A 25,535-nucleotide genomic window follows, 5' to 3' on the forward strand; every position below is an offset into this window, starting at 1 on the left:
ACCGCCGTATACGGAACCGTACGTACGGTGGTGTGAGAGGTCGGTAGCCGAATTAATCGGCTACCTCCTACTCGATTACTAACGACTTTCTCATCAGATTTTGAGGGCTGATTCACCGAATTCTCCACTCGGTTTTCGTACACTGAAAGGACGAGTATGGTCTTTGGCCAACAAGTAGGGGGAAATGTGATGGAAGAAAGCAAAAAACTGCGCTGGTACAACGTCGCCTTGATTGCCTTTGTCGCGGTGTGGGGCCTCGGCAATGTGGTCAACAACTACGCCCAGCAAGGCCTGTCAGTGATCACTTCATGGCTGCTGATCATGCTGCTGTACTTTGTACCATATGCGCTGATCGTCGGCCAGCTGGGCTCGGCGTTTAAGGAAGAAAGCGGCGGCGTGTCCAGTTGGATCAAACGCACGTCCACCAAGCGGCTGGCGTATTACGCTGCCTGGACCTACTGGGTGGTGCATGTGCCTTACCTGGCGCAAAAACCGCAGGGCATCCTGATTTCTTTAAGTTGGCTGTTTAAGGGTAACGGGAAATTCGTCAACGAGGTTTCGTCGATGACGGTGTCGTTGATCTGCCTCGTGCTGTTTCTGGCGTTCTTGTGGCTGTCGTCGCGTGGGCTGGCGACGCTGAATCGCATCGGGTCCGTGGCCGGGACTGCCATGTTCATCATGTCGCTGCTGTTTATCATCCTCGCGGTATCTGCGCCGTTCATGGTGAAAGGGACGCCGATCGCGACTCCCCACATGGACCGGCTGAGCACGTACCTGCCGAATTTCAACCTGAACTACTTCACCACGCTGTCCATGCTGGTGTTTGCCGTCGGCGGCGCGGAAAAAATCTCGCCGTACGTTAATAGCACCAAGCATGCGTCCAAGGAGTTTCCGCTGGGGATGCTGGTGCTCGCCGGGATGGTCGCCTTGTGCGCGATCCTCGGCAGCTTTGGGATGGGGATGCTGTTCAATTCACGTCACATTCCCCAAGACTTGATGGCCAATGGCGCCTACCTGGCCTTTGCCAAGCTCGGCGGCTATTACCGCGTCGGCAACCTGTTCGTGATTTTGTACGCCTTGGCACAAACCATGGCCCAGATCTCGGCGCTGGCTTTTTCCATCGACGCGCCGCTGAAGATTCTGCTGGGTGATGCCGATCCTGAATTTGTGCCGCGCGGGCTGCGTAAGCTGAACCAAAATGGCACGCCTGTGAAAGGCTACTGGATGACCGGGGTGCTGGTCAGCCTGCTCATCGTCGTGCCGGCCTTGGGCATCGGCAACATGAATATGCTGTACAACTGGCTGCTCAACCTGAATTCGGTTGTGATGCCGCTGCGCTACCTTTGGGTGTTCCTGGCATACATTCTATTGAACAAGCATCTCGACCGGTTTAAATCAGACTACGAATTCGTCAAGAATCCGAAGGTGGGGATGGTCATCGGCGGCTGGTGCTTCTTTTTCACCGCTTTTGCCTGCGTAATGGGCATGATGCCCAAAATCTCGTTTGAAGCCGATCCTGGCACCTGGTGGTTTCAGATGGGCCTAAACGTCGTCACGCCGCTGCTGTTCTTAGCACTGGGCCTGATTCTGCCGGCCATTGCGCGGCGGCAGCAGCCGACACGTTAACCGAAGGACTTAGGACGCAAAATGTGCCACCCTCAAGCACGCTGAGGGTGGCACATTCTTATGGATGGTGGCGTTACAGGTATCGCTGATAATCCTTCTCCAGCCGCGCGTGGAGCACGGCTTTTTGCGTTTCAGTGCAAAATGACGCATCGACCGCAGTGTGGTTAAAGGTCAAAAGATCGGCAATCGTGACGCCAAAGTTTTGAATAAATAGCCAGTACTCGCGAGTCAGCGTGGTGTTGGAGACGGTGCGGTTATCGGTGTTGATGGTGATCTTGACGCCAGCGTCGTGCAGCGCGCGGTAGGGGAACTCCTTAAGACTGCGTGCGGCCTTAGTTTGTAGATTCGAGGTTAGGCAAAGCTCGGCCGTGGCTCCGGCGTTCACGAACTGGTGGATCAAGGCCGGCTGATCGTAAATTGCCGTGACATGCCCGATTCGTTTGATGCCCAGTTGCAGGCCCTTTTCGATGTTTGCTGGCTCGTGGCACTCACCGGCGTGCAAGGTCAGCGGCACGCCCAGCTGCTGTGCGCGCTTGATGGCAGGCTGGATCGCAACTGGCGGAAAGGCGCCTTCGTTGCCGGCAAAATCGCCGCCCACAAGCCCATGGGACAGTAGGGGCGCGGTTTGCTCGAACATGCGCTCAGTGGTGCCGACTGGTAGCTGGCGCATCCCGCACACTAAGGCGCGCGCGATGATGTCGAACTGACTCATGCCGCGGTGCAGCCCGGCAATCACGGCGTTCGTGGCCTCAGCAACAGTCAGTCCTTGGTCGGTCGACTGGTCTGGGGCAAAGCGCACCTCAATGTAGCGGACGTTTTCAGCAGCTGCCTGGGCCACCACGTCGTACGCTGCCATTTCCAGCGCTTCTTGCGTTTGCAACAGCGGCCGGATGAAGTCGAACGTTTTCAGGTAGTCCATCAAATTCTCGCTTTCTGGCGGGGCGGTCACCAGTTTTCGCAGAGCCGAATCGCTTGCCGGCACGGGCACGCGGCTAAGCTTTGCCAGCTTGCGAATCATTTCCAGGCTCAGTGAGCCGTCCAGGTGACAATGCAGCTCGATTTTTCCGATATGGTGCAGCACTTTTTCGTCCATGATCGCCCTCCTTAGCTAACTGAAGTGTAACATAATGGGCCGGCCGGTAATCGGTTTCAACGCGCATTTGTTAGTCTGCTACAATAGAATTATCTCAACAGGAAAGCAGGGATCGCGATGCGCATGGTGGATCTGATCGCGAAGAAACGCGACGGGCAGACATTGACCAAAGAGGAAATCAACTGGATGATCACGGGATACGTCAAAGATGAGATCCCCGACTATCAGATGAGTGCCTTTTTAATGGCGACCTATTTTAAGGGCATGGGAGACGCCGAGCAGGCAGACTTGGCCATGGCGATGCTCAACTCGGGGGACCGGCTGGATCTGTCCGACATCCCCGGCATCAAGGTCGATAAGCACTCGACCGGTGGGGTCGGCGACAAGATCAGCATTCCTCTGACGCCGCTGGTGGCCTGCCTGGGCGTGCCGGTGCCAATGATCTCGGGCCGCGGCCTCGGCCACACCGGCGGGACACTTGACAAGCTGGAAAGCATTCCCGGTTTTCGCGTGGACCTCTCCGAGCAGGAATTTAAGACGCAAGTGGCCAGCATTCACCAGGCCATTGTCTCGGCGTCGGGTGACTTGGCCCCGGCGGACCGGCGCCTATACGCTCTGCGCGACGTGACCGCCACTGTGGAGTCGATTCCACTGATTGCCAGCTCGATCATGTCCAAAAAAATCGCCTCTGGCACCAATGCGTTGGTGTTCGACGTTAAAGTTGGCAATGGCGCCTTCATGAAAACTGAGGCGGACGCAGAAAAGTTGGCGCAGGCACTGGTGGCCATCGCCAAGCAGACGGGGGTTAAGAGTGTGGCGCTACTTACCAACATGAACCAGCCGCTTGGCATCACGATCGGCAACTCGCTTGAAATCGCCGAAAGCATCGCTATTTTGCGCAATCGCGGGCCGAAAGATGTCCGCGATCTGACGGTAACGTTGGCTGCCCACATGCTGGTGCTCGGCGGCAAGACGCAAAGCCTTGAGCAGGCAATCGGCATGGCAGAAGACGCCCTCCGCGACGGCCGGGCACTGAACGCGTTCAAGCAATTGATCAAGGCGCAAGGTGGTGATCCGGCGGTGGTGGATGACCCAAGACGGTTGCCACAGGCCAAGTACCGGGTCGACGTGCAAGCGACGCAAGCTGGCGTGGTGACCGGTATCGACACGAATGCGCTGGGGCTGGCCGCGATGCAGCTGGGCGGCGGGCGCGCCAAAAAAGGCGACCAGCTCGACCTCGCAGTGGGGCTGGTGCTCCATAAAAAGCTAGGGACGCCAGTGTCTGTTGGCGATACGCTGGTGACGCTGCATGCGGATAGCCAGGAGACCGCCGCCATCGAGCAGGCCGTTCAGCAGGCGTTCACGATCGGTCAATCGGCCCCGGCCAAATTTCAGCTGGTCAAAAAAGTGATTCAAGGATAAGCTCAACGCGGTTTCCGGCGGGGGAACCGTGTTTTTTTATCGGCCTGGTGCTAAACTAGAATCGTACTAGTGTAAGTGCTTTTTTCGACGTGGGGGACGTCGCAAATTTCGGTGCCAAAGCGGCACCGCAAGGAGGTTATGGCGATGATTGCAGGGTTATCTGTTCTTGGTCTTGCACGGTTCCAATTTGCCATGACGACTGTTTTCCACTTTTTCTTCGTTCCATTCTCCATCGGGATGGCGCTGGTCACCGCGATTATGGAGACGATGTACGTCCGGACGAAGGACGAGATGTATAAGAAAATGACGAAGTTTTGGGGCAGGATTTTCCTGTTGAGCTTCGCCGTTGGGGTCGTCACCGGTATTATTCAGGAATTCCAGTTCGGGATGAACTGGTCGAATTACTCCCGGTTCATGGGAGATATTTTTGGGGCACCACTGGCGATCGAAGCGCTGCTGGCGTTCTTCATGGAGTCGACCTTTATCGGCTTGTGGATGTTCACCTGGGATCGCTTCAAGCCGGCTGCCCACGCCGCGTTGATCTGGTTTGTGTGGCTGGGCACAACACTGTCGGCGATTTGGATCCTCAGCGCGAACTCGTTCATGCAGCACCCGACCGGGTTTGCCATCAATGAGGCGACCGGGCGCGTCAAGCTGGTCAACTTCATGGCGGTGATCGGCAATCCGCAGCTCTGGGTCGAATTCCCGCATGTGGTCTTCGGGGCCTTTGTTACCGCGGCGTTTGCCGTGGCTGGCATGTCGGCCTGGCGGATTCTCAAGCATGACCACGTGGACTTCTACAAGAAATCCATGCGGATCGGCCTGACGGTTGGGCTGATCGCGTCGATTGGCGTCGTCTTCGTCGGCGATCTGCAGACGCGGTTCATGATGAACGACCAGCCGATGAAGTTCGCGGCAACTGAAGGAATTTACAAGGATACCAAGAGCCCGGCCTCGTGGGCGGTGGTTGAACTGATCGACACCAAGGATCACACGGTCAAGGGCAACATTGAAATTCCTTACCTGCTGAGCCTGCTGTCTTATCACAGGACGACCGGCGCGGTTAAAGGCATGGATACTGTTAACAAAGAACTGGAAAAGAAGTACGGGGCCGACAAGAACTATTACGTGCCGGTGAAGACGCTGTTTTGGTCCTTCCGGGTCATGGCCGGGATCGGCACTGGCCTGATCATCGGTTCGGCCGCCGTGCTGTGGTTCTCCCGCAAAAAGAAGGACACGATTGAAAATAAGCGGTGGCTGCTGTATTTGACCGGCTTTGCGCTTTGGATGCCGTTTATTGCCAACACTGCCGGCTGGTTCATCACCGAACTGGGCCGGTATCCGTGGGTCGTGTACGGGTTGTACACGATCGCCGATGCGGTTTCGCCAACCACCACGGTCGGGCAGCTGCTGTTCACGAACATTATGTACTTCCTGATCTTCAGCCTGCTGGGCGGCGTGATGATTTACTACAGTCATCGCGTGCTCGTCAATGGGCCAGACGGACCGCTGGACACCAATTATGGGGTTGCCAAGGATCCGTTTGCTAAGGAGGCGTTCGCAAAATGAGCGGCTTACAAATTCTCTGGTTCTTACTGCTTGCCGTCCTGTTCATCGGCTTCTTCTTCCTGGAAGGGTTTGACTTCGGGGTCGGTATGGCCTCACGCCTGCTCGCCCACAACGAGGACGAGCGCACCCAGCTGGTCGCCACCATTGGACCGCACTGGGACGGCAACGAAGTCTGGCTGATCACGGCCGGCGGGGCGATGTTTGCCTCTTATCCGCTGTGGTACGCCAGCCTGTTCTCTGGGTTTTACATCATGTTCTTCCTGGTGCTGTTTGGCCTGATCATTCGCGGCGTGTCGTTTGAATTCGCCGCCCACGCGGAAACCGCGCGCGGTCGCAGCATCTGGCGCTGGGCACTGTTTTGCGGCTCAGTGATCCCGCCGTTCATCCTCGGGATGATTTTCACCGCGATCATGCAGCCGCTGCCAATCGACGCGCAGGGCAACGTTTTTGCGACCCTGGGCAATCAGATCAACCTGCTGACGATCGTCGGCGGGGTGGCGGTCACCTTGATGTGCTTCATGCACGGGTTGAACTTCATCCGGCTGAAGACCACCGGTCCGCTGCGGGCCCGCGCGCGCCAGTACAACCAGGTGCTTTCCTGGGTGCTGTACGCCGGGGAAGTCGTCTTCGCACTGCTGGTGTTCTTCTTCACCGATTTCTTTGCGAAACGCCCAATTTCCACCACGCTGATCATCTTGCTGATTGTGTGCGCGGCGGTGATCCAGCACTTCGGGGTGCTCAAGGACAACGAACTGTTCTCGTTCATCGGTTCTGGCCTGGGGCTTGCCCTGGTGGTCGGTCTGATTTTCAACGGCCTGTTCCCACGGGTGATGATCGCGCAAAACGCGGCGCACTCGATCATGATTGCCGACGCGTCGGCCAGTCCGTTGACGCTTGAAATCATGACCGGCGTGACCTGTGTGCTGCTGCCGATCGCGCTGGCGTACTTCATCTGGAGCTACGTCGTCTTCCACAAGCGCGTGGCACCCAAAGGCAATGCTTGATCCCTGAGACAACAAAGGAGTAACAGTATGATCGACAAACGACTTATGCGTTTGCCGGGAATGCGGACGATTATGACAATGCTTGCCGGGCTCGCGCTCGTGCAAGCATTTGTCATTTTAGGCCAAGGTCACTTTCTGGCCGCCGGCATCGTGCACGCCTGGCAGCGCAAACCACTTTCTGGGCTCTGGCTGTTCGTGATCGGCTTTGCCGTGGCCTACACGCTGCGCCAGCTGATCACCTGGTTGCGCAATGTGATTGCCGAACGCTTCGCCCGCAAAACTGCCGCCGACTTGCAGCAGCAGCTGCTGGCCAAGGTGTATGCCTTGGGTCCGCAGCTGGCTGCTAGCGAAGGTACCGGCAACCTGGTAACGATGGCGCTGGATGGCATCCCAGAAACGCAGAATTACATTGAACTCATTTTGAATAAGATTCTCAACATGATGATCATTCCTTGGGTGCTGCTGGTATACATCTTCATGCAGCAGCACCTGGCCGGTATCGCCCTGCTGATCATGTTTCCTGTGATTATTTTATTCATGATCATCCTGGGCTACGCGGCGCGCGACGAGTCCGAAAAGCAATATGCAGGGTTTCAGTCGATGTCTAACCAGTTCATCGACTCGCTGCGCGGGCTTAAGACACTGCAGCTGATGGGCATCTCCAAGCAGTACGCGGATAACGTTTATCAGGTCTCCGAGCGCTACCGCAAGCAGACCATGAACGTGCTGAAAATTGCGATGCTGTCGAGTTTTGCGATGGACTTTTTCGCGACGCTGTCGATCGCGGTCGTCGCCGTGTTCATGGGCATTGATCTGCTGAACGGCAGTCTGGCTCTGTACCCGGCGATGGTTGCCTTGATCCTCGCGCCCGAGTACTTCATGCCGATCCGCGAGTTCGGCAACGACTATCACGCCACACTCAACGGCAAAAACGCGATGAACGCGGTGCTGACGGTACTGGCCCAGCCGGTGCCGACGCCAGTTGAAGGACTGCCAGAGCTGACCGGCTGGGATCAGGACGCGAGGCTTTCTGCCGAGCACCTGAACTTCACCTATCCGGGGCGCGAAACCGGCGTGTCTGACGCCAGTTTTACGCTGCACGGTGGCCAAAAGGTGGCCATCATCGGGCCCAGCGGCTCGGGCAAATCCACGCTGCTGAACCTGATTGGCGGCTTCCTGCAGCCGGATGCCGGCACCACGCCGTTTACCGCCAATGGGCACCCATTGCCACACATGGCGCAGCCGGCCTGGCAGGATCACCTGTCATATATCCCGCAGGCGCCGTACATTTTTGCGACGTCGATTGCCGACAACGTCCGCTTTTATCGGCAGGACGCGACCGCTGATGAGGTGGCCGAAGCCGTTGCCCAAGCCGGGTTGACCGACTGGATCAAAACGCTGCCAGACGGGCTGGCCACGCGCATCGGGGAAGGCGGCCGCGGCATTTCCGGCGGCCAGGCCCAGCGGATCGCGCTTGCTCGTACGCTGCTGGACGCCAAGCGGCAGGTCTGGCTGTTTGATGAGCCGACCGCTCACTTGGACATCGAGACTGAAGCTTCTTTGAAGGCCACGCTGGTGCCACTGTTTAAACATCGGCTGGTGATTTTTGCCACGCACCGGCTGCACTGGCTGAATCAAATGGACTGGGTCATCGTGATGGCGGAAGGCCGGATCGCGGCGCAAGGCACGCCGGCCGACCTGCAGGCCCATTCAAAGCCTTATCAGGAGCTGGTCGCGAAAATGCGAGGTGAGTTCAATGTTCAAGCATGATACCTGGGTCAAACCGGACCTCAAACGCTACAAAAACCTGCTGTTTTGGTCGCTAGCCCTTGGGGTGCTGACCTATTTCTGCGCCGGGGCGTTGATGTTCACTTCGGGCTATTTGATCGACTTTGCGGCTACGATGCCGTTGTTTGCCGCAATCTATGTGCCTGTCGTGTTGACCCGCGCGTTCGGGATCGGCCGGCCGGTGTTCCAGTACCTGGAGCGCCTGACGTCGCACAACTGGGTGCTGAAAATCACCAGTCACATGCGCCGAAAGCTTTACCAGGTGCTTGAAACTGATGCCGCGTTCGTCCAGGAGCATCACCAAACCGGTGACATTCTGAGTCTGCTCAGCGACGATATCGGGCACATTCAAAACATGTACCTGCGCGCGATTTTTCCCACCGTAGTTGCCGGCGGTTTGACGCTGCTGATCACGCTAGGGTTGGGCATCTTCGACTGGCGTTTTGCCCTGTGGGTCCTGCTGCTGCTGTTGGTGCAGATCGTCCTGATCCCCTGGTGGGGGCTGTTAATTGAAACTAAGCGCAAGCTGCGGCAAAAGGAACTGAATCAAAAAGCCTATGTCGATCTGACCGATGCCGTGCTGGGCCTGTCCGATTGGGCCATCACCCACCGCCAAGAGCAGTTTGTCGACCAGGCCACGACGACTACGGCACAGCTGGCTGCTTCCACGCACCGGTCGAAAATGTTTGAGTGGGCGCGGGATTTTGTCGCGAACCTGTTTTTCGGCGCAGTGCCGGCCAGTTTGATGGTGTGGGCGAGCTGGTACTTTGCCGGCACGCAGCTGACTGCCGACTGGATTGGCTCGTTTGTCCTCGTGATGTTCCCACTTTCTATGGCCTTCTCCAATGTGGCGCAAGGCATCGGCGAGTGGCCAACCTATAAAACGGCGCTTTCCCACCTCAACCAACTGAAGCCGACGACGCGTGCCTTGCCTGAGCAGCTCGCCGCGCCGGCCACGGTGGGCGCTTTGACTGTGCAGGACTTGGCCTTCCAGTATGATGCCGAAAGCGAAGTCCTGATCGATCACCTGAACCTGATGCTCAAGGCCGGTCAGAAACTGGCAATCTTGGGTCCCAGCGGCATGGGCAAAACCACGCTGCTCCAACTGATCTTGGGCGACCTCACGCCGACCCGCGGTACCGTGACCCTCGACGGCGTCAATGTGCTGCAGTATCAGGACCAACGCACCAAGCTGTTCGCGGTGCTGGATCAGAGTCCATTTTTGTTCAACACGTCGATTCTCAACAACGTGCGACTCGGCAATGAAGCGGCCAGCGATGAAGACGTTCAGCGGGTGCTCAGGGAAGTGCAGCTGGACGAGCTGATCGCCGGTTTGCCAAAAGGCATGGACACGCCAGTCGAAGAGGCGGGCTTTGGCTTTTCCGGTGGCGAGCGGCAGCGGCTGTCGCTGGCGCGCATCCTGCTTCAAGACGCGCCAATCGTGCTGCTGGATGAGCCCACGGTCGGGCTGGATCCAATTACCGAACAGGCGCTGCTGGACACCATGTTCCGCGTTTTGGCGGGAAAGACTGTCCTGTGGGTGACCCATCACCTGCAGGGGGTCAGCCAGTGCGACCAGGTTATTTTCCTAGAAGATGGGAAGCTGACCATGGCTGGCAGCCCGGCTGATCTGATGGCCAACAATGAGCGGTACCGGCGGCTTTACGCGCTGGATGCCGGTCAGGCCTAAAAATAGGCTGCGACATCAAGCGGTTTTAGCCAAAAACACAAGGGCCTCTGTGCCACGATTCGCTTTTAGAATCGCGGTGCAGAGGCTCTTGTGTGCTTGGGCGGTGCTTGATGGAACGCGATCAGGCCAGTATGGCGTGCGCTCGTTTTGATTGATTTCAAAGTTAGTTACTCCGTGTCAGGAGGTGCTGCGTCAGGTGGTGAAGTTCGTCGCGTTTGGAACCGGCGGGGAAGGCATTTAATGCTGCCAGGGCCTTATCAGTGTACGCGGTTGCCAGCCGTTCAGCCTCAGGAATGCCGGTAACACTGATCAGCGCAGCTGCCGCGGATAAGGTCTTTGGGTCCTCAGTCCTGCGCTCAAGCAGCGCCGCTAAGGTCCCGTCATCTTCGCGCAGCGCGTACAGTACCGGCAGGGTATAGATGCCATTTTGCAGGTCTTCCAGGCGCGGTTTTTGCATTTTCTCCGGTCGGCCCGTAAAGTCCAAGAGGTCGTCAATCATTTGAAAAGCCATCCCAACGCACCGGCCGTACCGGTAGGCGGCGGTTTGCTCGGCGGCTGAGGCCCCGGACAAGGTGGCGCCTTGATAGGCTGCGAGTCCAAACAAGGCGGCGGTTTTGCCGCTGATTTGCCGGAGATACTGGTGAACCGTCAGCTTGGTGCCGCGGCTGACGGCGTTTTGGTCGAGCTCCCCCATAAAAATCCGATGCATGATGCGCGCGTTGGTCCCCACATTTGCCACCGTGGGAGCCGCCTCGGCGAGCAGTTCGAAGTACACGGAAAATAGAAAATCGCCGGCGTAAATTGCGGCTTTGTTGCCATCAGTGGCCGTAAGTGTCGGCAGGCCGCGGCGGATGGCTGACGTGTCCAGCACGTCGTCATGCTCAAGGGTCGCCAAATGAAGAGCCTCGATCGCCGCCCCGGCGGAGATCAAAGACGGATTGTCAATGTTATGGAAACGCGCTAGCATAAACATAAGCCCACTACGAAGCATTTTGCCCCCAGCTGCCACCTGTGCCTGCACGCGGGCATTAACTGTCGGCACGCGCAGACGCGTGCGGTCTGCTAGGCGGGTCTGCACCAGGGTGAGTTTTTGATAGACTTCGGGGTATTGCTGCCACTGCGGCTGGACCATAACGTTGACCTCCACTTGTACGTCAACTCTACCCCAGCATCTTTAACAGTGTCAACGCAAAGACCGAGGATTAGGGGGAAAGCCTGTGAAGGCGAAAGTGTTTTTTGAATTAGTCGAAATTAAAGCCAAAACCGCGTCCGTGTTTCCTTTCCTGATGGGGACGCTGTACGCTTGGTACCATTACCACACGCTCCATCTGCCGGAGCTGATCGTGTTTTTTATTGCGATGCTGCTGTTCAACATGGCCGTGGACGCGAATGATAACTACCAGGACTACCGGCGGGCCCAGCGTGTGGAGGCCGAGGCGTTTCGGCAAAAGACCAACATCATCGGCCGCGAGCACCTGAATCCGAGCGCCATCGGTTGGCTGATCGTGGCCATGATGGCCGCCAGCGCTGTTTTGGGGCTGTGGATGGTGAGCCGCACCGGCTGGCCCCTGCTGTGGCTGGGCCTGTTCAGCTTTGCTGTCGGGTACTGTTACGCCGGCGGCCCGCGGCCAATTTCCACCACGCCGACGGGGGAATTTTTCTCCGGCTTCACCATGGGCTTCGTGATCTTCCTGATTGCCGTCTATGTCAACGCGTTTTCGGTCGCAGCGTTTAACTGGGCGTTCATCTGGCCGGTCCTGCTGGCTTCCGGGCTGGCGCAAGGCGCGATTGCGGCGCTGCTGTTGGCCAACAACATCGCCGACGAGGAAGAGGACAAGCAGCTCAACCGGCGGACCATCGTGTACTACTTGGGGCGCCGGCGCAGCCTGATTTTCTTCGCCGAGCTGTACACAATCGGCTTTTTGGCGCTAATTGTCGCCGTGTGGCTGCGGATTCTGCCGAAGCTGTCGCTGCTGACTTTGGTGACCGTTCCAATCGTGGTCAAAAATGTGCGCACGTTTGCCAAACGCCCAGTGAAAACCGAGACGTTCCCGCTTGCGATTAAAAACTTGTTTCTCACCACGCTGGCCCAGGTCGTGTTCATGGGCCTGGGTGTGTGGCTTAATTTCTGATAGAACACCAGTGGTGCCAATTGGGCATCGTCAGGAGGGTATCTATGCGACTGCGTCCAAACATTTCTATTCGCCGTTTTGCCAAGGCGGATCTGACCAAGTTTGCCGAATGGGTGCGGCCTCAGCTGCCGGCTTCAGCCCTGAATCTTGCGGTGATCACGGACACTCATGACCGCACCGCCTTTTCGCGGACGTATTACGGGCCCAATGGCTACTGGCACGTTCAGGAGCAGCACTGGCTGGCTGGGGAGCTGCCGGTGTCCTGGCGCATTCACCTGGGCGACCTGGTGGACGGCTCGGAGCCGGCGTTCATGACCATGTGGCGGCTGCGCAACATCGCCGCGGATTTCAAGGCGGATGATCTGCCGTTTGTGATCGCCAAGGGTAACCACGACGACAACGATAAGTACGCCGAAAAAAATCGCCAGTTTGCGGGCAGCTTTCACCCCTGGGTGTTTAACGACACCGTGTTTCGGCCGATGACCCAGCAGGTCGGCGGGCCTTCAGTGACGCGCCACGGACTGTCGTTTTTCGATAGTGGGACCGTGCGAGTGATCGTGCTGAACACCTCTGATGTCCCGGTGCGCTGGATCGGCGGCCGCCGCAACTACGACCTGAAAAAAACGCTGGCGGTCACCGCCGAGCAGCTGCAGGAGCTCTGCGATGCCCTGGCCGGTGCAGGCACCCGCGACGTTTTGATCATGGCCCACGCGCCGGCGATGGTGCGCAGCGGCAAGCCCGGGTTGAAGTTCAACGGACGGCCGCTGCACGAGGTGCTGCGGGCCTTTAACGAGAAGTATGCCGGCCGGGTGGAATGCGGGACGCATCCCGATTTCGGCGGGAGCGCCCGGTTTGATTTTTCTCAGACTTCCGGCACCATCATCGGCTACCTGGCCGGCCACTGGCACACCGAAGAGGATTACCGCGTCAACGGGATTCACTACAGCCTGCTGAACTGCTCCGCGCTGATGGGCCGGCTGCACGGGTTGACCACCAATTACAATCGCAAGTGGAATCGCCTCATCAATACGCCCAGTGAGTATGCCGGGTACGTGGTGTCCATCGATCCAAACCGGCGGATGTTGCGGGAATTTGGCTACGGCGCGGCCAGTCCGCTACGGCAGTTTAAGTATTAAAAGACGACCTGATTTTTCTTTTAAAAATAACGGCGTAAGCGCTTGCACCATTCTGTGGGCCATGGTATATTATAGATGGAGTTAAGGGAGGTCACCCGGAGAGATCCAAGAACTTGATCCACCAAGACCTGCTCGAAAGTGCCGGTTGTCCAACACATGATTAGAGCTAAGGCACAGCTGATTCTGTGCCACCAAGTGAACTACCTGATAGAACCAGAAAGTTGTCAGTTTAATGGAGGTGTGAGTCTGCTAAAGAGACTCAATAATCCAAGCGGAATGACGACGAGATAAAGGTGCATATCGGTTGAATAAAGTAACAACACACAACGCCAAGTTATCTGGCAGCACCAAAGTACTTCAAGTTGTCTAACCGTACAAGTGAATAAGAGATATTAGAGGTGTCGCAGTATCCAAGTTTCTAGTAAGCAACTTCGCAATACCGAGGATCACCTTAACTCTTAAAGGGCTTCGAATCGTGATTAGTGCAAGATCCGATTTGAAGCCTATTTTTTTGCGTTTTTGCGCGTGTTCAGGGGCCCGGCGGCTATGCTATGATGTGGCCGAAGAAGGTGGTTGGCACATGCAGGAGGCACTGGAACAAAAACTGACGCAGCCCGATCCGCTAACTTTCACTGATGCTGAAGTGGCTTGGCTGCTGGCCCATGTCGGCGACTTAGACGGGCATGTGCGCGACGAGTTGACTTTCACCCTGCTGGCCCGCGGACTGCTGGCCGGCGGGTTCACGCTTGCCCAGAAGGCGCAGATCAACCGGACAGTGGTTGCGGCCAAACCAATTTTGCAAGGCATCGATCAGCCGCGAAATGACCAGGTCTTTTTGCGCAGTTTTACCGCGTTGCTTGGCAGCTTGATTCTGCGGGCGGATGCTCAGACGTCATTTCTGAGCCGCGATGATCGCGGGCTGTGGTTCCAGTGGGCGCTTGAGTACCTGTACCGGGAGCACGACTGGCGCGGTTATGTTCAGGGCCGCGGCTGGGCGCATGCGTTGGCCCACGGCAGCGATTTGTTGGCAGCGGCGCTTGCCCACCCTCAGTTTGGCCACAGGCGTCAGGAAGTCGTGTTTGGCACGCTGCGAGCCGTTATGGCGCGGATTCAGCGGCCGGTTGGCGATGATGAGGAAGAACGGCTCGCAAATGTTTTGGTGTGCGGGCTTAAAGCAGGGGCGCTGGCCGAGGATCGCGTGGCGGCGTTTTTGGCGGCCACGGATGACGCCTTTTGGGCGCAAGCCGAAAAAGACGCCGGCCTGGCCGCCGGGTATCGTCTCAGCGCCTGGCATCGGGTGGTTCAAACGCTGTATTTTCTGGCGCCAGCCATGCGCGATGCTTGTCAGCCGTTGATTACGCGATACTTCCGCGAAACCGGCTATCTGGATCGGTGACCGGCCGCGACAGGCAAATCAACGCTTAAAGTCCAAGACTGCGGTATAATCAATGAGAAAAGCTGTTACCCGCGGCGCGCCGCGGTCAGACATAGGAGGCATGCACATGGCAACTGAACAGGATTTTGAAGTCGAGTCAATGCATTATAACCGCCTGCTGCTCGCGGTCGATGATGACGACGACGATTCTTCCCACAAAGCATTTAACTACGCGGCCACACTGGCCAAAATTTACAACATCCCGCTGGGCATTGTTTCGGTTCTGGAAACCGGCGATTTGAACATTTACCAATCGCTTTCCCCAGACTTGTTGGCCGACCGGCGCAGCCAGATGGCCGCGCACCTGAACACCTACGTTGAAAAGGCTGAGGCCTTTGGTGCCCAGGACGTCCAGCCGCTGATTGGTGAGGGCAAGCCGGCCGCTGTGATTCTCGATGAGATCGTGCCGGCCTTCAAGCCGGACCTGATCATTTTAGGGTCACACGAACGGCGTGGGCGCTCGCGCCTAGGGCACGTCGCCGCGGAAATCGCGCGCGAAGCCGACGCCTCGGTCATCATCGTTCGTTAATCCAAAGCCGGCAGTGATTGTCGGCTTTTTGTCTGGAGGATAGCGTGAATTATTCAAATGTGGTCATCGGGCATGTGATCAAACGAATCAGTCGCTTCACCGTCAGGGTGCAGTTGGCCGAGGGGCCAGTTGCCGCGCATCTCAGCAACACCGGCCGAAACAAGGAACTGCTGCTGCCGGGCGCACCGATCAGCGTTCGCAAGGCGGATAACCCTGCGCGCAAGACCCCTTACGACATCCTCGCAGTCCAGCGCGACGGCCGGTGGATCAACATTGACAGTCTTGCGCCCAACCGCGTGGTCAATGCGGCACTAACTGATGGCAGCTTGGTGCTGCCCACCTGCGAAGAGCCTTACCAGGTGCGACCAGAGACGACCTACCTTGACAGTCGGTTGGATTTTGCCGGGCAGGACGCGGCCAGCCATGACTGGTTTGTCGAGGTCAAGGGCGTGACGTTGGCCAATGGGGAACGGGCCGCGTTTCCCGATGCCCCGACCACGCGCGGGCTCAAGCATGTCCACACGCTGACGCACGCGGCGCAAAGCGGCTACCGTGCGTTTCTGGTATTTGTGGTGCAGCTGCCTGGCATCGCCAGCATGACGATTTTCAAAGCGCGATTTCCAGAGCTGGCACCGGCGATCACCGCGGCCAAGGCGGCTGGCGTCCAGATTATCGCGCTCACGTGCCGCACGGGACCGGATGAAATCACGTTGGACCAGCCGATTTTGTTTGACGAGCGGCTGCCGTTTGAAGAAATCCAGTTGGACTAAAAAAGCTCGCTGCCGCTGTCTCAATTTGCTGAGACCAGCGGCACCGAGCCATTTTTTTAATTTGTTTGTTGGCTCGGCATGGTCAGGCCCAGCAGCAAGCCGACAATGCCGACGAGCGCAAAGGCGAAGAAGGTCGCGGTGAAGCCCGCATTTTGACTGCCAGTAGCCGCCTGCACGCCGCTTAAAATCAAGGTGGCGACGGCGACCCCGGTGGAGCCCAGCAGCTGGCGAATGGTGGTGGTGACCGCAGTCCCATCGGAGATCAGCGCCTTGGGCAAGGCGTTCGCGCCGGCCGTGACCGCCGGCATCATCACAAATGCGTTGCCGGCTTCGGTGAACATCGCGCCGATGATGGCGACGATCAGCGGCATGCGGCCGACGAGCAGACCCAGCAGCACAAAGCCGATGACGATCAGGCTCATGCCGATCGTGACGACGTGGCGCAGGCCAATTTTATCCAGCAGGGCCCCGGCGCGGGGGTTCAGCAGGCTGAGCAGCACCGCCGCCGGCACCAGGGACAGGCCGGAGATCAGCGGTGAGACTTTCAGGACATCTTGGAAGTACAGCGGCATGACGATGGTGGTGACAATCAGTGCGATGTAGGAAATGCCGGTCATCAACACCGCCTTGGTGAACAGCGAGGTCTTGAACACCCGCAGCTCGAGCAGCGGCTTTTTCATTTTTAGCTGGCGCGTGGTGAACCAGACCGCGGCCAGTACCGAAATGATCAAGATAGTCCACAGCGCGGTGTTCATGCCCGCGTGAGTGGCTTCAGACAGCACGTACAGCAAAGCCGGGAAGCTGGCAGCGAGGATGACCGACAGCCAGTCAAGCGCGGACAGCGCCTTGGGCATGACGTCCGTGATCGTGACGGTGGACGCCGCCAGGACTGCTAGGGCGACAATCAGAAACAGGGCAAACAGCGCCTGCCACGGGAAGAAGCTGAGCAGCACGCCCGAGATGATCGGCCCAACCGCCAAGGCGGAGCCCATTACCAGCCCCGCCAGGCCCATGGTCCGCCCGCGCGCGGCCCGCGGCGTGATCGTCAGCAGCACGGTTTGGTAGCTGGGGAAGATGATTCCGACCGCGAGGGCCTCGAGCAGCCGACCGACCATCAGCACCGTGAAGCTCGGGGCCCAGATGCAAAAGACCGTGCCCATGGCGAACAAAGCAACGATGCTTTGAAACAGTTTTTTAAACCCGACATTGTTCAAAAGCCATGGAGAAACGGGAATCATCAGGCTCATCACCAGCATGAACCCGGTGGTCAGCCAGGAAACAGTGCTGGCACTGAGCCCAAAGCTTTTCATGAACGTCGGATACGCGGTGCTTAGTGAGGACTGCGAAATCGACATGGAGAACGTGCCAGTCAGCAGCGTGGCGATAAATGCGGTGTGTTTGGAACGACTGATTGATGATTGCGACTGTGACAAAAAACTCATCCTCTCTAATGGCAGGCTTGGGGGCTTATTAGGCAACCCTTAACCTCTGTCCCAATTATAAACGTTCCAATTTATGGCGCAAGTCGCTCCGTTGTGCTCAATTAATTTACGGGTTATAATTAGCACAAGATTCAGATTTAGCGCGTTTACAGGAGGTAGCAAGATGGCGAAAGCCCGGAAGCACTCGAAGAAAAGTTCAAGGGCCAAGACCTGGGCCTGGCGGGTGTTTTTGACGCTCGGTCTCGTGGTCGGGTTAGCACTGGTTTTTAATGAACAAATCAAGCTGTTTGTTGTCGATTGGATGAGTCGGTCGACTTTGAGTACGCTCGATCAAAAGGTCGTCGCTAAGAACAATAAGAAGAAGGCCACCTATGATTTCTCTAAAGTTAACGACCTCGATTTAGGGACTGTGGGCAATGCGGCCATGAACACTAAGAACGCGATCGGCATGATCGCGATTCCAAAGGTGTCCCTGCACCTGCCGATCATGAAGGGGCTGGCCAACGATAACCTCTCAGTTGGGGCTGCAACCATGACGGCGGACCAGAAGATGGGCGAGGGGAATTACGCCTTGGCAGGGCATGACACCTCCCACAAAGGCGTGCTCTTTTCCCCGCTGGGTTACGTGAAAGCTGGCGACAACGTCTACCTCACTGACATGAAAAATGTGTATCGATACAAGGTGACCCTGAAGAAAAACGTTGATCAGTACGAAGTCCACTGGGTCGATCCGGTCCCGAACCAAAAGTTGATCACCCTGATCACCTGTGAAGTGAACACAGCGACGCGTGCTGATCGCATTATGGTGCGTGGTGAGTTGACAAAAGTTTCGAAGGCCACGAACAAGCGGCTTAAAGTGTTTAAAGCAGATAAGTGATGCAGGTTCAGGCGTCGCCCGAGGGGGGCGGCGCCTTTGTTCATCTGGGGTATAATGATAGCTGACGGGAGGGGTTTGATGACCAAGTACGAACGGTTTGTGGCCAATGTGAAACTGCGCCGCTGGGTGGTGCTGGCCAGCCTGGTAATCATTTTGTGGCTGGTGCGCGAGGTGATGAGCACGATTTTGTTGACGTTCATTTTCTCATTTTTGGTGACGCGGCTGATCAAGGTCATCAGACGCCGTGTGCACCTGCCGGCGATGGTAGTCGTTGTGCCCTTGTACCTGCTGATTATCGCCGGGATGGCGTATGCGGTGATTCACTACGTTCCGGCGGTGGTCAATCAGACCATTCATCTGGTCAACTCGGTGAGCGACTTTTACAACAGCAAGGCCTTTGCGAACAATCAGGCCATGCAGTGGGTCGTGCAGGCCGCCAACCAGATGAATTTGAACGATCAGATCAAGACCTCGGTGACTGCGCTGTTGCAGTACGCTGGCAGCTTGACGGCCATGGGCGTGACGCTGGTGCTGTCGTTGATTCTCAGCTTCTTTTTCTCGATGGAAATCGATGAGCTGACGCGGTTTGGCCACAACTTCACTAATTCCACGTTTGGCTGGTATTTTCAGGACGTCGCGTACTTTGCAAACAAATTCATTGCGTCGTTCGGAGTCGTGATCGAGGCGCAGCTCTTTATTGCGCTGGTCAACACGACCATTACCACCATCACGCTGATCTTCCTGAAAATGCCTAACATTCCCAGCTTGGCCGTCATGGTCTTCCTGCTGTCGCTGGTGCCGGTCGCCGGGGCCTTGATCTCGGTCGTGCCGCTGGCCATCATCGCCTACACGGTCAGCGGTTTGCGGGGCGTGATCACGATCATCGCCATGATCATTGTGATTCACCTGCTGGAAACCTACGTGCTGAATCCGAAATTCATGAGCAGCCGCACCAAGCTGCCGGTCTTCTTCACGTTCGTGGTGCTGATGGTGGGGGACTGGCTCTTTGGCACGTGGGGCCTGATTGTTGGCATTCCGATCTTTACTTTCATCCTAGATATCCTGGGGGTTAAAAAATTGCCAACCACAAAAACAGCGCCACCGGTTAAGGCCGCGCCAACAAAATAGACTTTAGACCAGCCCAATGCGGCTGGTTTTTAATTGCGATGAAAAATTTTGTGCAACAAGCCGGCGATGATGGCGATGCCGCCGCCGATTAGCAGCAGGTCCATGACGCCGTGCAGCATGGATAAGCCGGTACTAGCATCGACTGCGGTCCGCAGCGCAGGACTGTTGACGTAGACCAGAAAGTACGCAATGCTGACCAGCCAGAGCACGACCACCGTCAGCCACCAATATTTACGCATAGAATTGCCTCCGCTAAGAGTTTACCAGAAATCGTGGCGCAGTGGGGCGCCAAAGTGCGGCGGGTAAAAGACGTCGCGCTTTTTCTGCAAATGGTGTATCATTAAGTGTCGAAAACAGCTGTGAATGCAGCAAAATAAAAAAGTGAGGTAATCTCTCGATGGCAAAATTAGTGCTTATCCGTCACGGCCAAAGTGAATGGAACCTGTCCAACCAGTTTACCGGCTGGGTCGATGTTGACCTGTCCGAAAAGGGAACTGAAGAAGCGAAGGAAGCAGGTCGTCGCATCAAGAAGGCCGGCCTGGAATTCGATCAGGCTTACACGTCCGTTTTGACCCGTGCGATCAAGACTTTGCACTACGCACTGGAAGAATCCGATCAGCTTTGGATCCCAGAAACCAAGACCTGGCGGCTGAACGAGCGTCACTACGGCGCTTTGCAGGGCCAGAACAAGGCCGAAGCAGCCAAGAAGTGGGGCGACGAGCAGGTTCACATCTGGCGTCGTTCATACGACACTTTGCCACCGCTTTTGAGCGCTGACGACGAAGGCTCCGCTGCTCAGGACCGTCGTTACGCGAACCTCGACCCCCGGATTATTCCTGGCGGCGAGAACCTCAAGGTCACTTTGGAGCGCGTTATCCCATTCTGGGAAGATCACATTGCTCCGGACCTGCTTGACGGCAAGAATGTCATCATTGCTGCGCACGGCAACTCCCTGCGTGCTTTGACCAAGTACATTGAAAACATTTCCGATGAAGACATCATCAACCTGGAAATGACCACTGGTGAACCTGTTGTTTACACGTTCAACGACAAGCTTGAAGTCACCGACAAAGTTAAGCTCGACAAGTAATTCACGATCCATCACGGTCCGTCTGCCAGCGCAGGCGGTTTTTTTTTGTGTTGTGGCGCCGGGCACGCTTGCGATAAGGCTGTTCAACTGTGTGAACTGCTGCGGGCGCAGATTTGGGCTAAGAATGTGTCACGAACTGTTTTATGCCTTATAATGTAACTGTTGTCAATGTGTAAGCGCAAACAATATAAAACGTATCAGTTCGCGCAGTGAGGCTGTTATAGGCCATTGGCGATTCTGTCACCATCATCGTGGCGTCTGCCGCCGCAAGGGTGGCGTAAGGCCGCAATGGCGACCGTGGTGCTAAGATGGGTCTAGGGAGCGACAGGTCGATTTGATTGGCTGCGGAAGTCAGCGGGAGACTTCAGGCGACTTTACTGCAAGAGTGACGCGATCATGGAGGCAGAGCAATGAGCATTGCAATCAGGTATTTTTCGAAGACCGGGAACACGGAAAAAGTGGCGCAGGAGCTTGGCGGCCACCTGAACGTTGAGGCGAAAAGCGTTGACATCCCGCTCGCCGGGCCGGTCGATCAGCTGTATTTGGGTGGTGCCATTCACATGGGCAGCATTGATAAGGAGCTGAAGGTGTTTGTGGCTCAGCTGGATCCGGCCCAGGTCAAGACGGTGACCATGTTTGGCACGTCTGGCGGTGTGATGTCGATTGGCCATGGCCTGGAAAAGGAGCTTAAAGCCAAGGGCCTGAATGTTTCCCAGGCCCGGCTGTTCCTGCATGGCCTGATGCCGAGCAAGAAGGCGCTCAGCGACGACGAAAAAGAAAAGATTGCTGCGTTTGCGCAGCAATCTTCCAAATGAGCTTTAATTGATTTTTTGACTCAATCAGGCAGCAGGTGGGAAAATGTTTCCCGCCTGTTTTTGTTAACCTTCAGTGTACGGGTGATCGGGATCGTCATGCTTTTCTGGGGCACTGCTTTCAGCAGGCGCATCTGCGGCCTTTGGCGCCTCAGATGCTGCCGGCGCTTTCGGTGCTGCAAACACGTCTGGGTTGATCCGCGAGTCCAAATTGTTTTGCGGTGCGGCACCATCATTGGGCAGCGGTTTGGACGGCAGCAGGGTGAGAATCAGAATCGACAGCGACACGGCCCATGACAGCAGGCTGGCGGCCGTTGAGTCTTTTGGCATCAGGTTGGTCGCGGCGTTGAGTGCCAGTTGAATCAGGTAGATCCACCACGGAATGCCCGCATCGCGGTAGCGGCGGATAACGATGGCGAGCGACGGGATCAGCACCGCCAGCGCAAAGACAATGACCAGCAGGAGGAAGACTACCAGGCCGATCCCCATGTGGCTAAAAATCCGCTCCGGGCTGAGGTGGTCAGGGTCGAGCCCGACCGCCGAGCCGACCACAGCGGCGATGAAGGCGATCATCGCGACAATACTCAGAATCGTCCCGAAGAGGATGGTCCACCAGTATTCACTGCGGCTTGAGCGCCCGGTAAAGTTGACGTAGTTGCCAAAAAAGGCCTTGATCGATGAAAACCCGGTGGCGCGGTAATAGCGATTGTGCGCCGTGGCTTGTTCTTGTGCGTTAGACTTGATTGCCATTTTTGCTCACTCCTTACCCAATTTTACTGAATCGTAGCATAACCCACAGCAGCGTGCAATCGCTGCCACCTAGGCGCCGTTCGTTTTGCGTGGGCATAAATGGTATACTGAAACAGATGGTGCGCTGACGCACCGCTGATTGGAGGCTGTTGCATGGACATTTTAACGTGGCGCGTGCTGCCGCCCCCATGGCGCAGAGCCAGTCGGACGCAGCTTAAGGGTTAAGGAGAGATAAATCATGACGCAAGCAATCGATTTACGTGCCGGCATGACGTTCGTGAAGGACGGCAAGCTGATCAAAGTTTTGGAAAGTAACCACCACAAGCCAGGCAAGGGCAACACCCTGATGCAGCTGAAGCTGTATGATGTGCGGTCCGGCTCGACCGTACAGACGACCTACCGCCCGACGGAAAAAATCGAGCTGGCCGAACTGATCACCAAGCCCGCACAGTACCTGTACACGCAAGATGACACCGCCATCTTTATGGACATGGAAACCTACGAGCAGTACGAAATCCCGACGGAAAGCCTGGAATCGGAGCGCAAGTACCTGCTGGAAAACATGCAGGTCAATATCCAGTTCTATGGCACCGAAGTGATCGGGGTGACTCTGCCAAGCACAGTGAACCTCAAGGTCGTTGAGACCCAGCCTTCACTTAAAGGCGGCTCAGTCACCAACGGCGGCAAGCCTGCCACTATGGAAACCGGCCTGGTCGTGAACGTGCCAGACTTTGTTCAAGCCGGTGAAACCATCGTGGTCAGCACTCAAACGGGCAACTACGAGAAACGCGCCTAATTATTTAGAAAGCACTGCTGCGGCAGTGCTTTTTTTGCGGGCGCAGGCGGTAAATTGGCAAGAGACGGGCAAAACTAAACTGCCCGCAACCGATTGATGAGCGGGCGATGAGAATCTAATCATTACTTCTAACAGGATTGTTAGGTTATCCGAGATGATTTCCCCGTATACTGGAAGAGCAATGGGGAAGGGCGGAAAACATTGAGAAGCGAACAAAAAACCAATCAGAAATGGGGACTGGCCCTAGGCAGTGTGGGTCTGCTAGTGGTCGTCATCGGCCTTTGGACGGCCTTTCGGGTCAACCGGCCGACTGCGCAGCACGATTCGGCCAGCGGTCAGGCCGCGGCGATCCTCAAGCAACACCCGGGCAAACCAGTCAAGGTGAAGCTGGCGGCCGGGCGCGGCGCGTTTTTCCTGCCCGCTGGTGAGAAGACGGTTGCGCCGGCACTGAAGCAGGCAGCATCAGCCGTACTGGCCGAGCAGCCGCAAGGGGCCAAGCAGAAAATGGTGATCGTCGCCACGGAGAAAAGCCAGGCGTCGCTGGGACTGGTGACCCTAACAACGCATTTTGACAGCTTGTATACGCTAGGTCACCACGAGCACCACCAGCGTCTGCAGCGGCAGCTGACGGTGACCAAAGCCGGGAAGCTGGCCAAGATTGGCGACATTGTGGCTGACGACAACGCGCGGCGCGCCGTTAACTACGCGGCGCAGACGCACCAGGCGGAGACGACGAGGCTGGATGAAGCGCAGCTGAGCGCCCTGATACAACAGCCGCTACTGCACTCACTTGAGGCGACAAATTTTACGCTGACGAAGGCGGGCATGACGATCAGGACAGCAGACGGTAAGCCGAGTGCCTCGGTCCCGTATCACAAATTAGCACCTTACCTGAAAGGCGCGACGCCCCAGCCGCCGAGTGGCAAGTTGATCGCGTTGACCTTTGACGACGGGCCGAACCCCAAAACGACGCCGGCGATTTTGAAGATCCTAGCGGATGCTAAGGTCAAGGCCACCTTTTTTGAACTTGGGTCTGGCATCGCCGAATTTCCGGTGGTGGCCAAAAGCGTGAAAGCGGCGGGGCATGAGGTGGGCACGCACACCTACGATCACCCATTCTTGCCTAAACTAAGTGCGGCTCAAACGCTCGATGAGATTTACGGCAAAAACCTGTGGACCTACTACCATGTTTTCGGAACGCTGCCGCCGTTCATTCGGCCGCCGTTTGGGGCGATGTCCAAAGCTAACGGTGATCTGGTGGGGATGCCGGCGATTCAGTGGTCGGTCGACTCGCAGGACTGGAAATCGAAGAGCAAACCGGCAATTATCGCCCGCGTGCAGGCGACCGCTCAGCCGGGCGGCATCGTGCTGATGCATGACATTCAACCGGCCGAAGTCGAGGCCTTGCCAGTGGTGATTGCCAACCTGAAAAACCAGGGCTACCAGTTCGTGACGGTCAGCCAGCTGCTTGGTCAACGGCTCATGCCTGGCCATCAGTATTTCGGGCAAGGCGACGAACGGCCACTTAGTTAGCCTCAGAAGCGTTTGCCGCGGCAGGCGCTTTTTTGTTATCATCGCCTCGGAGGTGCGTCATGACAGAGTTTTACCTGGTGCGGCACGGACAGACCGAAATTAACCAAAAAGGGGCCTTCAACGGCGGGCTCGTCGATTCACCGCTGACGGCCAAGGGCGTGGCCGGAGCCCACGCGGTGGGTGCAGCGCTCGCCGGGGTACGTTTCACCCAGGTGCTGAGTTCGCCGCTGCCGCGGGCGCTGACGACGGCGCAGCTGATTCTGGCCGCCAACCAGTTTAGCACGCACACGCCGCTGCAAGCGGTCTGGGGGCTGAATGAGATGCGGCTGGGCCAATGGGACGGGCACACCATCAAACACGTGGCGGCCCAAGAGGCGCTTGATCTGTACTTTCACCGTCCGCTGGAATTCGATGCGGATTACGCGGCGCAGTACCAGATCGAGCCGTACGAAGCCGTGGCCCGCCGGGCAGTGCCCGTGTTTGAAACCGCCGCCTTGGCGCATCCGACCGGGCAAATCCTGGTGGTCGGGCACGGGCTGCTGTTTCAGATCCTGCTGACGGTGTTGTCAGGGCAGCCGCTGGGCCGCTTGCGTACGACCCCAATGCTGAAAAACACGACGGTGACAAAATTGACCACCGCAAATGGCAAGCATTTTTCGGTTGCGTTCCGCGACCGGCAACCCGACGCCAGCCTACTGGAACAGGCCTGATTGCCGGCCGTACGCCACCACTGGGCCTTCCGCCGAAAAATAAAATTTCACTATGGGCTGTCAATCGTTTTTCGACTTTGTCGCGAAAATAAGTGATTATCTGCTCGGTTGATAAGCCATTTGGTTCCTCAATTTTCAAGTCAAGTGCAACGATGATAACGAATTCTTGATAGTGGTCTAGGCTGTTACGCCATGCATCGGTA

General features: G+C 56.9%; 23 protein-coding genes. 18 read left to right on the forward strand and 5 right to left on the reverse strand.

All coding sequences use genetic code 11. The features are described 5' to 3' along the window. The first annotated feature begins 189 nt into the window (after window positions 1-189). Window positions 190-1,626: an amino acid permease gene (locus tag EKM86_RS10390; RefSeq protein ID WP_379909413.1), complete on the forward strand. Its 1,437-nt coding sequence runs from the start codon at window positions 190-192 to the stop codon at window positions 1,624-1,626. A 73-nt stretch (window positions 1,627-1,699) separates the two neighbouring features. Here EKM86_RS10390 and add read toward each other — a convergent pair whose 3' ends face one another. Beyond that, window positions 1,700-2,719 (reverse strand): adenosine deaminase, encoded by a 1,020-nt coding sequence (gene add / locus EKM86_RS10395; RefSeq protein WP_125757718.1) that lies wholly within the window; start codon window positions 2,717-2,719, stop codon window positions 1,700-1,702. Window positions 2,720-2,836: 117 nt separating this feature from the next. Here add and EKM86_RS10400 point away from each other — a divergent pair, with 117 nt between their 5' ends. The 5 genes from EKM86_RS10400 to cydC all read left to right on the forward strand — a co-directional run bounded on the left by EKM86_RS10400 (window position 2,837) and on the right by cydC (window position 10,192). After that, window positions 2,837-4,141 (forward strand): pyrimidine-nucleoside phosphorylase, encoded by a 1,305-nt coding sequence (locus EKM86_RS10400; RefSeq protein ID WP_125757720.1) that lies wholly within the window; start codon window positions 2,837-2,839, stop codon window positions 4,139-4,141. 144 nt (window positions 4,142-4,285) lie between these two features. Next, entirely contained in the window at window positions 4,286-5,710 is a 1,425-nt protein-coding gene (locus tag EKM86_RS10405; protein ID WP_125757722.1) for a cytochrome ubiquinol oxidase subunit I, read from the forward strand. Further along, the gene (cydB, locus tag EKM86_RS10410) at window positions 5,707-6,714 is read left to right on the forward strand and encodes a cytochrome d ubiquinol oxidase subunit II (RefSeq protein WP_125757724.1); all 1,008 of its coding nucleotides are present in this window, start codon (window positions 5,707-5,709) and stop codon (window positions 6,712-6,714) included. The genes EKM86_RS10405 and cydB overlap by 4 nt, the downstream gene beginning before the upstream one ends. A 27-nt stretch (window positions 6,715-6,741) precedes the next feature. Then, window positions 6,742-8,484 (forward strand): thiol reductant ABC exporter subunit CydD, encoded by a 1,743-nt coding sequence (gene cydD / locus EKM86_RS10415; RefSeq protein WP_125757726.1) that lies wholly within the window; start codon window positions 6,742-6,744, stop codon window positions 8,482-8,484. Beyond that, complete coding sequence (gene cydC / locus EKM86_RS10420) at window positions 8,471-10,192, forward strand: thiol reductant ABC exporter subunit CydC (RefSeq protein ID WP_125757728.1); 1,722 nt, start codon at window positions 8,471-8,473, stop codon at window positions 10,190-10,192. The genes cydD and cydC overlap by 14 nt, the downstream gene beginning before the upstream one ends. Window positions 10,193-10,355: 163 nt before the next feature. Here the strand turns inward: cydC and EKM86_RS10425 are convergent, their stop codons facing one another. Further along, window positions 10,356-11,324 (reverse strand): polyprenyl synthetase family protein, encoded by a 969-nt coding sequence (locus EKM86_RS10425; RefSeq protein ID WP_125757730.1) that lies wholly within the window; start codon window positions 11,322-11,324, stop codon window positions 10,356-10,358. Window positions 11,325-11,409: 85 nt separating this feature from the next. On the opposite strand from EKM86_RS10425, the gene EKM86_RS10430 reads away from it, so the two are divergent. From EKM86_RS10430 to sfsA, 5 genes are all read left to right on the forward strand, one after another. Continuing rightward, entirely contained in the window at window positions 11,410-12,324 is a 915-nt protein-coding gene (locus tag EKM86_RS10430; RefSeq protein ID WP_125757732.1) for a prenyltransferase, read from the forward strand. Window positions 12,325-12,368: 44 nt separating this feature from the next. Next, window positions 12,369-13,460: a metallophosphoesterase family protein gene (locus EKM86_RS10435; protein WP_125757735.1), complete on the forward strand. Its 1,092-nt coding sequence runs from the start codon at window positions 12,369-12,371 to the stop codon at window positions 13,458-13,460. A gap of 580 nt (window positions 13,461-14,040) precedes the next feature. Next, the gene (locus EKM86_RS10440) at window positions 14,041-14,856 is read left to right on the forward strand and encodes a DUF2785 domain-containing protein (protein WP_125757737.1); all 816 of its coding nucleotides are present in this window, start codon (window positions 14,041-14,043) and stop codon (window positions 14,854-14,856) included. A gap of 106 nt (window positions 14,857-14,962) precedes the next feature. Further along, window positions 14,963-15,424, forward strand: coding sequence for a universal stress protein (locus EKM86_RS10445; protein ID WP_125757739.1), 462 nt, complete (start codon window positions 14,963-14,965; stop codon window positions 15,422-15,424). A gap of 44 nt (window positions 15,425-15,468) precedes the next feature. Beyond that, on the forward strand, window positions 15,469-16,194 hold the full coding sequence (sfsA, locus tag EKM86_RS10450; RefSeq protein WP_125757741.1) for a DNA/RNA nuclease SfsA: 726 nt from the start codon (window positions 15,469-15,471) through the stop codon (window positions 16,192-16,194). Between the two features lie 56 nt (window positions 16,195-16,250). On the opposite strand, the gene EKM86_RS10455 is transcribed toward sfsA, so the two are convergent. Continuing rightward, window positions 16,251-17,606: an MFS transporter gene (locus EKM86_RS10455; RefSeq protein ID WP_263853487.1), complete on the reverse strand. Its 1,356-nt coding sequence runs from the start codon at window positions 17,604-17,606 to the stop codon at window positions 16,251-16,253. A 193-nt stretch (window positions 17,607-17,799) separates the two neighbouring features. On the opposite strand from EKM86_RS10455, the gene EKM86_RS10460 reads away from it, so the two are divergent. Beyond that, complete coding sequence (locus EKM86_RS10460; protein ID WP_125757745.1) at window positions 17,800-18,513, forward strand: class A sortase; 714 nt, start codon at window positions 17,800-17,802, stop codon at window positions 18,511-18,513. 78 nt (window positions 18,514-18,591) lie between these two features. Further along, complete coding sequence (locus tag EKM86_RS10465; RefSeq protein WP_125757747.1) at window positions 18,592-19,641, forward strand: AI-2E family transporter; 1,050 nt, start codon at window positions 18,592-18,594, stop codon at window positions 19,639-19,641. A 29-nt stretch (window positions 19,642-19,670) separates the two neighbouring features. Here EKM86_RS10465 and EKM86_RS10470 read toward each other — a convergent pair whose 3' ends face one another. Further along, window positions 19,671-19,880: a hypothetical protein gene (locus tag EKM86_RS10470; protein WP_125757749.1), complete on the reverse strand. Its 210-nt coding sequence runs from the start codon at window positions 19,878-19,880 to the stop codon at window positions 19,671-19,673. A gap of 158 nt (window positions 19,881-20,038) precedes the next feature. Between EKM86_RS10470 and EKM86_RS10475 the strand changes: the two genes are divergently transcribed. Continuing rightward, the gene (locus EKM86_RS10475; protein ID WP_125757751.1) at window positions 20,039-20,731 is read left to right on the forward strand and encodes a 2,3-diphosphoglycerate-dependent phosphoglycerate mutase; all 693 of its coding nucleotides are present in this window, start codon (window positions 20,039-20,041) and stop codon (window positions 20,729-20,731) included. Window positions 20,732-21,141: 410 nt separating this feature from the next. After that, window positions 21,142-21,546 (forward strand): flavodoxin family protein, encoded by a 405-nt coding sequence (locus EKM86_RS10480; protein ID WP_125757753.1) that lies wholly within the window; start codon window positions 21,142-21,144, stop codon window positions 21,544-21,546. 63 nt (window positions 21,547-21,609) lie between these two features. Here EKM86_RS10480 and EKM86_RS10485 read toward each other — a convergent pair whose 3' ends face one another. Further along, on the reverse strand, window positions 21,610-22,293 hold the full coding sequence (locus EKM86_RS10485; RefSeq protein ID WP_125757756.1) for a DUF805 domain-containing protein: 684 nt from the start codon (window positions 22,291-22,293) through the stop codon (window positions 21,610-21,612). A gap of 238 nt (window positions 22,294-22,531) precedes the next feature. Between EKM86_RS10485 and efp the strand changes: the two genes are divergently transcribed. The 3 genes from efp to EKM86_RS10500 all read left to right on the forward strand — a co-directional run bounded on the left by efp (window position 22,532) and on the right by EKM86_RS10500 (window position 25,332). Next, a complete protein-coding gene (efp, locus tag EKM86_RS10490) occupies window positions 22,532-23,089 on the forward strand; it encodes an elongation factor P (protein ID WP_125757758.1) in 558 nt (185 codons plus the stop codon). 201 nt (window positions 23,090-23,290) lie between these two features. After that, window positions 23,291-24,622 carry a polysaccharide deacetylase family protein gene (locus tag EKM86_RS10495; protein ID WP_125757760.1) on the forward strand — a complete coding sequence of 444 codons (1,332 nt, stop codon included), beginning with the start codon at window positions 23,291-23,293 and terminating at the stop codon, window positions 24,620-24,622. Window positions 24,623-24,681: 59 nt separating this feature from the next. Next, entirely contained in the window at window positions 24,682-25,332 is a 651-nt protein-coding gene (locus EKM86_RS10500; RefSeq protein ID WP_125757762.1) for a histidine phosphatase family protein, read from the forward strand. The last annotated feature ends 203 nt before the right edge of the window (window positions 25,333-25,535 follow it).

Source organism: Lacticaseibacillus hegangensis, assembly GCF_003946465.1.
Classification (GTDB): Bacteria; Bacillota; Bacilli; order Lactobacillales; family Lactobacillaceae; genus Lacticaseibacillus; species Lacticaseibacillus hegangensis.

Bases quoted from the DNA above. Each gene is read 5' to 3' on its own strand.
- EKM86_RS10425 (WP_125757730.1), bottom strand. From the start codon at position 11,324: ATGGTCCAGCCGCAGTGGCAGCAATACCCCGAAGTCTATCAAAAACTC.
- EKM86_RS10435 (WP_125757735.1), top strand. From the start codon at position 12,369: ATGCGACTGCGTCCAAACATTTCTATTCGCCGTTTTGCCAAGGCGGAT.
- add (WP_125757718.1), bottom strand. From the start codon at position 2,719: ATGGACGAAAAAGTGCTGCACCATATCGGAAAAATCGAGCTGCATTGT.
- EKM86_RS10460 (WP_125757745.1), top strand. From the start codon at position 17,800: ATGGCGAAAGCCCGGAAGCACTCGAAGAAAAGTTCAAGGGCCAAGACC.
- EKM86_RS10390 (WP_379909413.1), top strand. From the start codon at position 190: ATGGAAGAAAGCAAAAAACTGCGCTGGTACAACGTCGCCTTGATTGCC.
- EKM86_RS10400 (WP_125757720.1), top strand. From the start codon at position 2,837: ATGCGCATGGTGGATCTGATCGCGAAGAAACGCGACGGGCAGACATTG.
- EKM86_RS10500 (WP_125757762.1), top strand. From the start codon at position 24,682: ATGACAGAGTTTTACCTGGTGCGGCACGGACAGACCGAAATTAACCAA.
- EKM86_RS10470 (WP_125757749.1), bottom strand. From the start codon at position 19,880: ATGCGTAAATATTGGTGGCTGACGGTGGTCGTGCTCTGGCTGGTCAGC.
- EKM86_RS10480 (WP_125757753.1), top strand. From the start codon at position 21,142: ATGAGCATTGCAATCAGGTATTTTTCGAAGACCGGGAACACGGAAAAA.
- EKM86_RS10440 (WP_125757737.1), top strand. From the start codon at position 14,041: ATGCAGGAGGCACTGGAACAAAAACTGACGCAGCCCGATCCGCTAACT.
- EKM86_RS10465 (WP_125757747.1), top strand. From the start codon at position 18,592: ATGACCAAGTACGAACGGTTTGTGGCCAATGTGAAACTGCGCCGCTGG.
- EKM86_RS10445 (WP_125757739.1), top strand. From the start codon at position 14,963: ATGGCAACTGAACAGGATTTTGAAGTCGAGTCAATGCATTATAACCGC.
- EKM86_RS10475 (WP_125757751.1), top strand. From the start codon at position 20,039: ATGGCAAAATTAGTGCTTATCCGTCACGGCCAAAGTGAATGGAACCTG.
- cydC (WP_125757728.1), top strand. From the start codon at position 8,471: ATGTTCAAGCATGATACCTGGGTCAAACCGGACCTCAAACGCTACAAA.
- cydB (WP_125757724.1), top strand. From the start codon at position 5,707: ATGAGCGGCTTACAAATTCTCTGGTTCTTACTGCTTGCCGTCCTGTTC.
- cydD (WP_125757726.1), top strand. From the start codon at position 6,742: ATGATCGACAAACGACTTATGCGTTTGCCGGGAATGCGGACGATTATG.
- EKM86_RS10485 (WP_125757756.1), bottom strand. From the start codon at position 22,293: ATGGCAATCAAGTCTAACGCACAAGAACAAGCCACGGCGCACAATCGC.
- efp (WP_125757758.1), top strand. From the start codon at position 22,532: ATGACGCAAGCAATCGATTTACGTGCCGGCATGACGTTCGTGAAGGAC.
- EKM86_RS10405 (WP_125757722.1), top strand. From the start codon at position 4,286: ATGATTGCAGGGTTATCTGTTCTTGGTCTTGCACGGTTCCAATTTGCC.